This window comes from Stenotrophomonas muris (genome assembly GCF_052751275.1).
Genome location: NZ_CP199879.1, coordinates 371,574 through 383,093, shown reverse-complemented (window position 1 = coordinate 383,093; position 11,520 = coordinate 371,574). Strand labels below are relative to the sequence as shown.

The 11,520-nt window shown below is 66.5% G+C and carries 9 protein-coding genes and 1 pseudogene; 5 read left to right on the top strand and 5 right to left on the bottom strand.

From position 1 onward, the window contains the following. Positions 1–17: 17 nt before the first annotated feature. On the bottom strand, positions 18–620 hold the full coding sequence (locus ACUVWL_RS01620) for a TetR/AcrR family transcriptional regulator (RefSeq protein ID WP_005418411.1): 603 nt from the start codon (positions 618–620) through the stop codon (positions 18–20). 153 nt (positions 621–773) lie between these two features. On the opposite strand from ACUVWL_RS01620, the gene ACUVWL_RS01615 reads away from it, so the two are divergent. The 3 genes from ACUVWL_RS01615 to ACUVWL_RS01605 all read left to right on the top strand — a co-directional run bounded on the left by ACUVWL_RS01615 (position 774) and on the right by ACUVWL_RS01605 (position 4,708). Further along, complete coding sequence (locus ACUVWL_RS01615; protein ID WP_014648073.1) at positions 774–1,691, top strand: alpha/beta fold hydrolase; 918 nt, start codon at positions 774–776, stop codon at positions 1,689–1,691. Then, positions 1,688–4,165: an acyl-CoA dehydrogenase gene (locus ACUVWL_RS01610; protein ID WP_014648074.1), complete on the top strand. Its 2,478-nt coding sequence runs from the start codon at positions 1,688–1,690 to the stop codon at positions 4,163–4,165. The genes ACUVWL_RS01615 and ACUVWL_RS01610 overlap by 4 nt, the downstream gene beginning before the upstream one ends. Positions 4,166–4,240: 75 nt before the next feature. Next, positions 4,241–4,708 (top strand): hotdog fold domain-containing protein, encoded by a 468-nt coding sequence (locus tag ACUVWL_RS01605; RefSeq protein ID WP_014648075.1) that lies wholly within the window; start codon positions 4,241–4,243, stop codon positions 4,706–4,708. A 484-nt stretch (positions 4,709–5,192) separates the two neighbouring features. Here ACUVWL_RS01605 and ACUVWL_RS01600 read toward each other — a convergent pair whose 3' ends face one another. Continuing rightward, complete coding sequence (locus ACUVWL_RS01600) at positions 5,193–5,543, bottom strand: DUF1304 domain-containing protein (RefSeq protein ID WP_032960857.1); 351 nt, start codon at positions 5,541–5,543, stop codon at positions 5,193–5,195. Between the two features lie 76 nt (positions 5,544–5,619). Then, positions 5,620–6,948 carry an NTP/NDP exchange transporter gene (locus ACUVWL_RS01595; protein ID WP_014648077.1) on the bottom strand — a complete coding sequence of 443 codons (1,329 nt, stop codon included), beginning with the start codon at positions 6,946–6,948 and terminating at the stop codon, positions 5,620–5,622. Between the two features lie 284 nt (positions 6,949–7,232). On the opposite strand from ACUVWL_RS01595, the gene ACUVWL_RS01590 reads away from it, so the two are divergent. Then, the gene (locus tag ACUVWL_RS01590; protein WP_032960851.1) at positions 7,233–8,633 is read left to right on the top strand and encodes a serine hydrolase domain-containing protein; all 1,401 of its coding nucleotides are present in this window, start codon (positions 7,233–7,235) and stop codon (positions 8,631–8,633) included. Positions 8,634–8,735: 102 nt separating this feature from the next. Here ACUVWL_RS01590 and ACUVWL_RS01585 read toward each other — a convergent pair whose 3' ends face one another. Then, a complete protein-coding gene (locus ACUVWL_RS01585) occupies positions 8,736–9,494 on the bottom strand; it encodes an SDR family NAD(P)-dependent oxidoreductase (RefSeq protein ID WP_046432045.1) in 759 nt (252 codons plus the stop codon). Positions 9,495–9,608: 114 nt separating this feature from the next. On the opposite strand from ACUVWL_RS01585, the pseudogene ACUVWL_RS01580 reads away from it, so the two are divergent. Continuing rightward, positions 9,609–10,503, top strand: a pseudogene (locus ACUVWL_RS01580) (LysR family transcriptional regulator). A gap of 124 nt (positions 10,504–10,627) precedes the next feature. Here ACUVWL_RS01580 and ACUVWL_RS01575 read toward each other — a convergent pair. After that, the gene (locus ACUVWL_RS01575) at positions 10,628–11,122 is read right to left on the bottom strand and encodes a hypothetical protein (protein ID WP_014648081.1); all 495 of its coding nucleotides are present in this window, start codon (positions 11,120–11,122) and stop codon (positions 10,628–10,630) included. Positions 11,123–11,520: the final 398 nt, after the last annotated feature.

The window sequence follows — 11,520 nt, the reverse complement described above, 5'->3', positions numbered from 1 at the left end:
GCATCACTCCCGGGTGCTCATCCGTTCGGAATCAGCGTCTCGATCAGATGCTCGACGTACGCTTCGAAATCCTCGCGCGCCTGCTTGGGCTGCTGCAGCTGCAACGACAACTGCAGGAAGCCGACATACGCGGCGTAGGCAAGGCGTGCCCGATGACGGGCATCGGTCGAGCTGAGGCCCGCCTGGCGGAACGACGCGACCAGATAATCGAGGCGGCGCTGCGAGACGCGGTCGATCACCGGCCGCACCATCGGATGATCCAGTGCCTTCAGCAGCTCGCTGTAGATGATGTGCGGCTGCACTTCATGCGCCACCATCTGGAACAGCTGGCGCAGGCGCACGCGCGGATCCGGTACGTCTTCCAGGCTGCCGAACACCTGTTCCTGTTCGAACAGTTCCCAGCGTTCCAGCGCCGCCTGCAGCAATGCATCGCGCGAAGGGAAATGCCAGTAGAAACTGCCCTTGGTAACGCCGAGCCGCCGTGCCAGCGGCTCCACCGCGACGGCGCCGACACCTTGTTCAGCAATCAGATCGAGGGCCGCCTGGGCCCAGTCTTCGGCACTCAGGCGGCTGTTGCGGCCGGCGCGCGGTTCGCCGGCGGAAGCGTCAGGTTGATTCATGGGCTGATTTAACCATACGCCGGGGTTCGTTGCAGTACGCGGTTGCGGTCGAAACCGTCGCAGCCTCCCAGGCGAGGTCCATTCAGGGGACTTCCGCAGCGCACCATACCGTGCAGTATTGACTTCCCCCCGAACCGATCCATACTAGCAAGTATGGTTACGTCCCCACCTCCCGCTGCGTTCCATGACCTGCGCCTGGACGCCGCCCATGGCGCCCGCCTGGCAGCCACCGCCAGCGACCATGGCCGGCGCGGCCGGGTGCTGTTCGCGCATGGCTTCGGCCAGACCCGCCACGCCTGGAATGCCACTGCCCGCGCACTGAATGCCGCCGGCCTGCAGACGCTGGCCTACGACGCCCGCGGCCACGGCGATTCGGACTGGAATGCCGCCAACCTGCCCTATCACGGCGAACAGTTCGCCGATGACCTGATCGTGCTGGCCGGCGAGCAGCCGCGCCCGCCGGTACTGGTTGCCGCATCGATGGGCGGGCTGTTCGGCCTGCTGGCCGAGTCGCGCTGGCCCGGCCTGTTCTCGGCGATGGTGCTGGTCGACATCACCCCGCGCTGGGATACCGCCGGCGTCGAGCGCATCCTCGCCTTCATGACCGCCCATCCCGACGGCTTCGCTTCGCTGGCCCAGGCCGCCGACGTGATCTCGGCGTACATGCCGCACCGTCCGCGCAAATCCGAGCAGTCGCTGCGTGCGCTGCTGCGCGAGGACGGCCGCGGCCGCTGGCGCTGGCACTGGGATCCGCGCCTGGTGGCCGAACTGGCCCGCGACAGCGAACAGCACCAGGACGCACTGGCCGAGGCCGCGCGCCAAGTGAAGTGCCCGCTGCTGCTGGTCAGCGGCGGACGCAGCGACCTGGTCACGCCGCAGACCGTGGCCGAGTTCCTGGCGTTGGCGCCGCATGCGCGCCATGTGCAGCTGCCGCAGGCCACCCATATGGTCGCCGGCGATGACAACGACGCCTTTACCGCTACTGTGTTGGACTATCTGGACGTGTTGCCCGCAGCGGACGCTGCGGCTTCGTCCGCCACAAACGAGCACGTCACCGGAGCACGCTCATGAGCATCGTTCTTCCCTTCCTCGCCCTGCTGCTGGCAGGCGCGTTCGTCGCCTACCACCGCATGCGGCTGGTTACCTGGACGCTGATCAGCGTGGCCCTGCTGGCCGCCTGCTGGTTCATTCCCTACGTCAACCAGACCGCCACGATCGTCGCGGCCGCCGTGTTGGCCGTCATCGCCGTGCCGCTGCTGCTGCCGTTCATCCGCAAGCCGCTGCTGACCGGCCCGATGATGAAGGTGTTCCGCAAGGTGCTGCCGCCGCTGTCGCAGACCGAGCGCATCGCACTGGAAACCGGTTCGGTCGGTTTCGAGGGCGAACTGTTCACCGGTGATCCGGACTGGAACATCCTGCTCAACTATCCCAAGCCGCAGCTGACCGCCGAGGAACAGGCCTTCCTCGATGGCCCGGTGGAAGAGCTGTGCGCGATGGTCAACGACTGGGAAATCACCCATGTCCATGCGGACCTGCCGCCGGAACTGTGGGCCTTCATCAAGAAGAACAAGTTCTTCGGCATGATCATCCCGAAGGAATATGGCGGGCTGGGCTTCTCCGCACTGGCCCACCACAAGGTAATCCAGAAGCTGGCGTCGGTGTCTTCGGTGGTCAGCTCCACCGTCGGCGTGCCCAACTCGCTGGGCCCGGGTGAACTGCTGGTGCATTACGGCACCCAGGAACAGAAGGACCAGTACCTGCCGCGCCTGGCCGATGGCCGCGAAGTGCCCTGCTTCGGCCTGACCGGTCCGTTCGCCGGCTCCGACGCCACCTCGATCCCGGACTACGGCATCGTCTGCAAGGGCGAGTGGAACGGCGAGCAGGTGCTCGGCGTCAAGCTCACCTTCGACAAGCGCTACATCACCCTGGCCCCGGTCGCTTCGCTGATCGGCCTGGCGTTCCGCATGTACGACCCGGATGGCCTGATCGGCGATACCCGCGACATCGGCATCACCCTGGGCCTGCTGCCGCGCGACACCGCCGGCGTTGAAATCGGCCGTCGCCACTTCCCGCTGAACTCGACGTTCCAGAACGGCCCGATCCGCGGCAAGGACGTGTTCATTCCGCTGACCCAGCTGATCGGTGGCGCGGCGATGGCCGGCAAGGGCTGGAACATGCTCAACGAGTGCCTGGCCGTGGGCCGCTCGATCACCCTGCCGTCCACCGCCAGTGGTGGTGCCAAGGCCGGTGCCGCGGTGACCGGCGCCTATGCGCGCATCCGCAAGCAGTTCGGCCTGTCGGTCGGCCGCTTCGAGGGCGTGGAAGAAGCGCTGGCCCGCATCGGCGGCAAGGCGTACAAGATCAGTGCGCTGTCGCAGGCCACCGCCGCCGCGGTTGACCGTGGCGACGTGCCGTCGGTGCCGTCGGCGATCGCCAAGTACCACTGCACCACCATGAGTCGCGAAGTGATCTCGGACATGATGGACGTGATCGGCGGCAAGGGCATCATCCTGGGGCCGCGCAACTTCGCTGGCCGCAGCTGGCAGGCCGCGCCGATCGCGATCACCGTGGAGGGCGCCAACATCATGACCCGCAGCCTGCTGATCTTCGGCCAGGGTGCGATCCTGTGCCACCCGTGGGTGCTGAAGGAAATGAAGGCCGCGCAGGATCCGGATACCCGCGCCGGCCTGCAGGACTTCGACCGCAGCCTGTTCGGCCACATCCGCTTCGGCATCTCCAATGCCGTGCGTTCGTTCTGGTTCGGCCTGACCGGCGCGCGCTTCGGTGCCGCCCCGGGCGACGCCTATACCCGCCGCTACTTCCGCAAGCTGGACCGCTACTCGGCCAACCTGGCGCTGATGGCCGACATCTCGATGATGACCCTCGGCGGCAAGCTGAAGTTCAAGGAATCGCTGTCCGGCCGCCTGGGCGATGTGCTGAGCCACGTCTACATGACCAGCGCCATGCTCAAGCGCTACCACGACGAAGGCGCACCGCAGGCCGACCAGCCGCTGCTGGCCTGGGCCTTCCATGACAGCGTGCACAAGATCGAAGAGTCGCTGTCGGCCGCACTGCGCAACTTCCCGATCCGTCCGATCGGCTGGCTGATGTGGGCACTGATCTTCCCGCTGGGCCGTCGTGCCGAGGCTCCGGGCGATCGCCTGAGCCGTCGTGTCGCCGCCCTGCTGATGGCGCCGAATGAAGCCCGCGACCGTCTGGCCAGTGGCGTGTTCCTGACCCCGTGCGAGAACAACCCGGGCGGCCGTATCAACAGCTACCTGAGCAAGGCGATCATGGCCGAGCCGGTGGAGCGCAAGTTCCTGAAGGCGCTGAAGAGCAAGGGCATCGAGGCGCTGGACTTCAAGGCGCAGCTGGACGAAGCCGTGGCCGAGGGCGTGATCACCCAGGATGAGCGCAGCCTGCTGGAAGAGCTGCGCACGCTGACCCTGGACACCATCAGCGTGGACGACTTCGACACCCACGAACTGCGCGCGGCCAGCTACTACGACCGCCAGCACAAGGACCCGCATTCGCAGGCAGCCTGATCGCCCGCGACACGCGTTGCTTCGACGGCGGGCCTCGGCCCGCCGTCGCTTTATCCGCCGACCGGAATACCCACCATGTCCACGCCCCTGCTCTCGCTTTACCACCGGCTGCAGCGCTGGCCCGCCGGCACCTGGCTGTTCTCGCGCGCGGTGTGCTTCAAGGCGCCCTACTTCGCCAGCATCGCGCCACGCATCACCCGCCTGGAACACGGCCGCTGCGAAGGCACGCTGGCCGACCGCCGCAGGGTGCGCAACCACATCGGCACGGTGCACGCGATCGCGATGTGCAACCTGGCCGAACTGACCGCCGGGTTGATGGTCGATGCATCGCTGCCGAAGGGCATGCGCTGGATCCCGAAGGGGATGCAGGTGCAGTACCTGGCCAAGGCACGTGGCACGCTGCAGGCGGTGGCGTTGCCGGCACAGCCGATTGTCGTCGCGGCCGAGGGCTATGCCCTGCCGGTGACGGTGAGCGTGCGCGACCGTGCGGGCACGGAGGTGTTCAGCGCGGTGATCGACATGTGGTTGTCGCCGGCGAAGTAGGTTCCCGCGAACGGCGCAGCCCCTCGTGGGTGGACGGTTGATCGCGGAAAGCCCTGGTTAGGCTGGGGACGGTGGGTTCGCGGGGGACGCCGTGAAGCCATCCCTGGGGACTTGGCCGCGGCATCCATGCCGCGGACATCCCCGCGAACCCACCGCCCCCAGCCTCGGACGCATCTCTGCGGCGTCCACCCACGCAAGAGAAAAAAGAAGGGCAGAAGCAAAAGCAAAAGCGGCCCACCGGCCGCTTTTTGCTGTTGCTGTTGCTGTTGCTCTTGAACTTCTTTTTCTTCTCCGTGGGCTGGCCGCGCCCTGAAACTGTCAGGGGTGTGGCGGGTGGGCCGTTCGGGGGCGTTGGCGCCATGGATGGCGCCATCGAGCTTACATGGACGTACTTGCAGCGTCCCCTGCACGGCCCACCCGCCACACCCAACACATGACCGCTCCACGCGACCAACCCACGAGGGGCTGCGCCGTTGGCTGGAAACTACGCCAGCGCGCGAAACACCAACGCCAGGATCGCCGGCATCGCCTGGATCATGAAAATACGGCGGCTCACGCTGTACGCGCCATAGCACCCCGCCACCACCACGCAGGCCAGCGAGAACGTCACCAGCACCGGCTGATCGATCACCAGCCCCACCACGATGCCTGCCGCCAGGAAGCCGTTGTACAGGCCCTGGTTGGCCGCCAGCACGCGCGTGGCCCCGGCCTTCTCCGGCGTGTTGCGGAAGGTCTTCAGGCCCAGCGGGCGGGTCCACAGGAACATCTCCAGCACCAGGAAATAGACGTGCAGCAGTGCGACCAGCAAGGTCAGGGCGAGTGCGATCCAGTACATGTGCGGTTCCTTGGACAGGGAAGGAGAATGGGGTCAGCGCCCTTTCCCCGCGGGAAAGGGCCCTGACCCCGGCAAATCAACGGTCGCGCGGCAGCTTCTTTTCTTCGCGCAGCACGCCGAATGCAGCCAGGGTCATGAAGCCGGCCACCAGCACGCCGCCGATGAACACCACGTGCGAACCGAACAGGGTCAGTGCCTTGTGGATCCAGGTGAACCCCAGGTCCGCGCCGCGGTACACCACGGTGTCGATCGCCGCGCCGGCCTTGTAGCGCCACTGCCGGTCCACGCGCGTGTAGATGGTCTCGCGCGCCGGCTTGGCCAGTGCGAATTCGCTGGCGCGGGTCATCACCTGCACCACCGCGACCATCAACGGCATCGGCGAGGCTGCCAGCACCGAGAAGCCGATCAGGATCGCGAAACCGGGAATCAGCAGCGCCGGCGCGATGCCGTGGCGCGACAGCAGCCAGCGGGTCAGGCCCACCTGCATCAGCAGCGCCAGCGCGTTCACCGCCAGGTCGATGCGCGAGAAGAACGCAGTACTGGCCGCCGGGTCGGTAAACGCCGCGCGCACGATGCTGGCCTGCTGGTTGTACAGCAGCGTGCCGACGCCCACGCCGAACACCACCATCACCGCCAACCAGCGCAGCAGCGGCTCGCGCACGATCAGTTTCAGGCCGTCCAGCACGCTGCCGCCCATCGGTTGCTCGCCGGACACCAGTTGCTGCTCGCGTTCGCGCAGCACCGCCCAATGCCGCAGCCGCCAGATGCACAACAGGCACACGACCAGGAATGCTGCCGAGACCAGCATCAGGTTGGCGATGCCCACGCGCTGCGCCAGCGCGCTGGTGATCAACGGGCCGAGGAACGCGCCAACGGTGCCGGCCGCACCGATGTAGCCGTAGTAGGCACGCGCCTGTGCGTTGGAGAACACGTCGGCCATGAAGCTCCAGAACACCGCCACCGCGAACAGGTTGAAGACCATCACCCAGAGGAAGAAGGCCATGCCCCGCCCTGGCACGTGACTGTCGAACAGTGCGTAGAACCCCAGCAGGGTGACGATGAAGAAGCCGTACACCACGGGAAGGAACACACGGCGCGGGAAGCGGCTGACCAGCCAGCCGTACACCGGCTGCAGCACCAGCATGATCACGAACACGCAGGAGAACAGGAACTGCAGGACGAAGTCCTTCAACGCGATGCCATGGCTGGCGAACCAGGTGATCAGCACGGGCGGGAACACCGTTTCCAGGTCCGCCGAGGCGGCCATGGCCTCACGCACCGGGCGCAGCACGTAGTAGCCGCTGAGCAGGCAGAAGAAGTACAGGAACGACCACCACAGCGCCGGCGACTCGCGCAGCGCCGCCGCCAGGCCCTGCAGCGGCCCCTTGCCCGATGCAGCGCTCATGCAGCGCCCCTCGCCCACAGACGGCGGTTGGACAGCAGCATGGCAGGCTCCGGGGCGGTGAAGCGCGTACGTTAGCCAATGCACTGAAACATCGCCAGCGTGACGCGCCCTCGCGCCTGCGGACGGACGCGACGACCGGCCTGGACGACACGTTCCGACACACACTTTCGGGGCGTCAAAATTCCAACTTTTTCAACAAGATGCGCATTCATCTTCGCTCTGTTTGTGCACAGGGGAAAAGCGGCGCTAGAATCGCCATCAGCAGTCGCGCACGGGTCCAACCGATGAAAAAGAACAGCCTGCGTCGTCCGATCCGTTCGGCGGCCACCGGTTTGCTGGGCATGTTGATGCCCGTTGCCTTGTCCACCACCGCGCAGACACCGCCGGCGTTGCCGCCGATGCCGACCAACATCGAATCCGCGACGGCTGCCACCGTCGCCCACACCCAGCCTGCGGCCTACCGCACCGGTCTGGTGCCGCGCGTCCAGGCGCCGGCGGCTGGCTTCAACGTCGCCAACATCGAATCGATGGCGCAGCAGCTGACCTATGGCGAGCGCGTGCCAGGCATGGCGGTGGCGATCGTGCAGGGCGGCCGCATTCTCAGCGCGCGTGGCTATGGCGTCACCGACGTCAACAACCCGCTGCCGGTCGATGCGCACACCGTGTTCCGCCTGGCCTCGCTGTCCAAGGCCTTCGCCGGCACCATGGCCGGCCTGCTGGTCAACGACGGCACGCTGCGCTGGGACAGCAAGGTCACCGACTACGTGCCGGGCTTCCGCCTCAATTCGCCCGAAGCCACCGACCGCCTGACCGTGGCCGACGTGCTCAGCCATCGCGTCGGCCTGCCGTACAACGCCTACGACCGCGACATCGAAGGCAACGCCGAGTACTACGCGCTGACCCAGAAGCTGGCCAACACCAGCCTGAAATGCCTGCCGGGCGACTGCTACGCCTACCAGAATGTGGCCTTCAGCCTGATCGGCGACGTTGTCTATGCGGCCTCGGGCAGCTTCTACGAGCAGTCGGTCGAGCGCCGCATCTTCAAGCCGCTGGGCATGAATGATGCCAGCCTCGGCCTGGCCGGCATCCAGGCCAGCTCGCGCTGGGCGCGTCCGCACGTGCGCAGCCGCAACGGCTGGGTCTCGCTGACGCCCAAGCCCACCTATTACCGCGTCGCTCCGGCGGCTGGCGTCAACGCCAGCGCCAGCGACATGGCGCAGTGGCTGCTGGCCCACACCGGCCATCGCCCCGACGTGCTGCCGGCACCGCTGCTGGCCACCCTGCATTCAAGCCTGATCAACACGCCGGGCGAGATGCGTTCGGGCTGGCGCCGTGAGCGCCTGCACTCGGCGGGCTACGCATTGGGTTGGCGTACCTTCGACTACGCCGGCCACGACGTGGTGTTCCATGCAGGTGCCGTGCAGGGCTATCGCGGCCTGGTCGCGCTGGTGCCGGAACGTGACCTCGGCATCGCCATCCTCTGGAATGGCGAAAGCGGCCTGCCCAGCGGCCTGCTGCCGACCGTGCTCGACTCGGCGCTCGGCCTGCCGGCGCAGCGCTGGCTGGACGTGGACACCGACTTCGGCAGCGACAACCTGATGGCCGAGGGCGCAAGCCCGGCGCAGCAGGACAAGCGCAAGGGCAAGGGCGCCTCGGGCAACCGCGCGGTGGCTTCGCCGCGCTGACCAGGCGGGCTCGACCGTGTGTGCGAAGGGCGGCCCATCGGTCGCCCTTTTTGTTGGCCGTTGCAGCGTCGAGCCCATGCTCGGCTCTGCAGTTCCGCAGCGCTAGTGCGCGAAGTAGTGCATGCCGCCGTCCACTGGAATCACCGCACCGGTGATGTAACCCGCCAGCGGCGAGGCCAGGAACGCCACCAGCGGCGCCACTTCCTCCGGTTCACCAAAGCGTCCGATCGGGATGTTGCGGGCAATGAACGCGCGTCTGCTTTCCTCGGTGGGGTGCAGGCGGTCCAGGATCTGCGCGCTGTTGATGCGCCCCGGTGCAATCGCGTTCACCGTGATGCCCTGCCCCGCCACCTCCGACGACAGGCCCTTGCTCCACAGGTGCAATGCCGCCTTCGCCGCGGTGGCCGCGTTCACCGCGCGCGGTTCCATCGAACCGCTGAAGTTGATCACCCGTCCCCATGCCTGCGCCTGCATGCCGGGCAACAGCGCCTGGGTCAGCCGTCGTGCGGCGGAGAAGTTCAGGGCGATCGCTTCCTCCCAGATATCGTCATCGGCATCGACCGTGGTCGGCCGGGAACCGCCTGCGGCATTGACCAGGATGTCGACACGCTGCAATGCCTCACGGGATGCGTCCGCGATGTACCGGAGGTCGCCGGCAACCGTGACATCGCCGGCCACGATGACCGGTGCGGCGCTGCCTTCGGCTTCGATCCGCGCCGCCAGCGCCTGCAACGGTGCCCGCTGCCGCGACGTGATGGCAACGCGCACGCCCTGGGCCGCCAGCTGCCTGGCGACGGCGGCACCGATGCCGCTGGCCGCGCCCGTCACCAACGCGGTACGACCAGCAAGATTCAAGTCCATGGTGTTCTCCTGTCAGCGTGGCCGGCGAATCCGGTCCGTGCACGACATGCTGTTTGATCACCCCTGATTGATAAACTCCACGCAGGTTTCAGCATTCAACACCCGGGGTGTCAGATGAACCTGCTGGAGAGCATGCAGGTCTACGTGCTGATCGTGGACAAGGGCAGCCTCAGTGCGGCAGCCGCGGCGATGGATATCTCGGCAACGATGGCCGGCAAGCACCTGCGCGCATTGGAAGCCCGGCTGGGCATGCAGCTGTTGAGCCGTACCACCCGGCGCCAGCACATGACACCGTTCGGCGAGGACTACTACGCGCGCTGCAAGGAGATCCTGCGCCTGGTGGAGGAAAACCGACGCGCAGGCGCAGCACCAGCAGCTCTCACCGGCGGGCACGCTGCGCATCAGCGCACCGGTGATCTTCGGTACACACGCGCTGGTACCGGCGCTGGCCGAGTACATGGCCCGTCATCCGGATGTCCGGGTCGAAGCCACGCTGACCGATCGTGTGGTCGACCTGGCCGAAGAGGGCTTCGAGGCGGCACTGCGCATCGGCACGCTGGCCGACAGCAGCGTGCTGGTGGCACGAGCACTGGCCCCCTATCGCTTGATGATGTGCGCCTCGCCGGCGTATCTGGCCAGGCATGGCACGCCACGCAGCGTGCACGCACTTGCCGGCCATCAATGCCTGTCGTTCGAACCGAGTGCGCTTGCCCAGTGGCTGCAGGACGACGCTGGCGAGCTCGACCACGTGCCCGACGGCCGACTGCAGATCAACAATGGCGAAGCGCTGCGTTCGGCGGCGCTGCACGGCCTTGGCATCGTCCTGCAATCGACGCTGCTGCTGGCCGCCGATGTCGAGGCGGGGCGTCTGGTGCAGCTGTTCCCGGAATACGGTCAGGCCGGTCGGCCGATGCACGTGGTCTATGCGCACGACCGTTACCACTCCACCCGCCTGCGCAGCTTCCTCGACTTCCTGATGGAGCGCTTTCCAGCGGCGCCGCACGGCTAGCGCCGACCGTCAGCAAAGCGGTCGAGCCTGGCTCGACTCGACGCTACAAGTGGCCCATAAAAAAACCCCCTCCCCGCTGGGCAGCCAGGGAAGGGGGTTTCAGGATGCGGCTATCGGGAAGTACTTAGATCAGCGGCGCCGGGGTTGCCGGCAGAGCGACCGGAGCGGCCTTCTTCTTGCGGGCGGCCGGCTTGCGCTTGGCAACCTTCTTCGCTGCCTTCTTCGGGGCAGCCTTCTTGGTGGCCTTCTTCGCGGTCTTCTTCACTGCCTTCTTGGCGGTCTTCTTGACGGCCTTCTTGGCAGTGGCCTTCTTCGCGACCTTCTTGGCCGGCTTGCGCGCCGCGGCCTTCTTGGCAGTCTTCTTGGTGGCCTTCTTGGCAACCTTCTTGGTGGCCTTCTTGGCAGCGGACTTCTTGGCTACCTTCTTCGCCGCCTTCTTCACTGCCTTCTTCGCAGTGGTCTTCTTGGCGACCTTCTTCGCAGCCTTCTTCACTGCCTTCTTGGCGGTTGCCTTCTTCGCGACCTTCTTCACTGCCTTCTTGGCAGCGGCCTTCTTCGCGACCTTCTTCACCGCTTTCTTGGCGGCGGGCTTCTTCTTCGCAGCTTTCTTGGTTGCCATGGGATGGCTCCTCGTCAGTGATAGGGAGTTGAAACGCCCAGTTGGATCAAACCCGCGGATGCTGCGTGCGGGGACCGCCGGCGCGTCAGGCGCGCCGTTACGGATGCGGCAATGCCCGCCTCGATCGGCGGAGCGGGCATCGGAACGGGAGTTGCCTTGCATTTCTCCGGGGGAAGCGGGGCCATGTCCACCGTCATCAGGGTCGCGGTGGTCTTGAAGGGGCTGCTTCGCATCGGACGATTGATTCTGCGCACTCGGTTGGGCAGGCAAGGTCTGCTGAGGCGAAACCTAATCACGGTTTTTTTTACTGTCAACAACCCCCGCGAAAAATTTTCACATCCGCGCCTTCCCGGGCGCCGCCGGCGCCACCACTCTGCACGGCCTGCAACGACGGTGGA

Excerpts from the sequence above, each read along its gene's own strand:
- ACUVWL_RS01595 (WP_014648077.1), bottom strand. The coding sequence starts at position 6,948 with ATGAGCGCTGCATCGGGCAAGGGGCCGCTGCAGGGCCTGGCGGCGGCG.
- ACUVWL_RS01620 (WP_005418411.1), bottom strand. The coding sequence starts at position 620 with ATGAATCAACCTGACGCTTCCGCCGGCGAACCGCGCGCCGGCCGCAAC.
- ACUVWL_RS01590 (WP_032960851.1), top strand. The coding sequence starts at position 7,233 with ATGAAAAAGAACAGCCTGCGTCGTCCGATCCGTTCGGCGGCCACCGGT.
- ACUVWL_RS01575 (WP_014648081.1), bottom strand. The coding sequence starts at position 11,122 with ATGGCAACCAAGAAAGCTGCGAAGAAGAAGCCCGCCGCCAAGAAAGCG.
- ACUVWL_RS01585 (WP_046432045.1), bottom strand. The coding sequence starts at position 9,494 with ATGGACTTGAATCTTGCTGGTCGTACCGCGTTGGTGACGGGCGCGGCC.
- ACUVWL_RS01600 (WP_032960857.1), bottom strand. The coding sequence starts at position 5,543 with ATGTACTGGATCGCACTCGCCCTGACCTTGCTGGTCGCACTGCTGCAC.
- ACUVWL_RS01610 (WP_014648074.1), top strand. The coding sequence starts at position 1,688 with ATGAGCATCGTTCTTCCCTTCCTCGCCCTGCTGCTGGCAGGCGCGTTC.
- ACUVWL_RS01615 (WP_014648073.1), top strand. The coding sequence starts at position 774 with ATGGTTACGTCCCCACCTCCCGCTGCGTTCCATGACCTGCGCCTGGAC.
- ACUVWL_RS01605 (WP_014648075.1), top strand. The coding sequence starts at position 4,241 with ATGTCCACGCCCCTGCTCTCGCTTTACCACCGGCTGCAGCGCTGGCCC.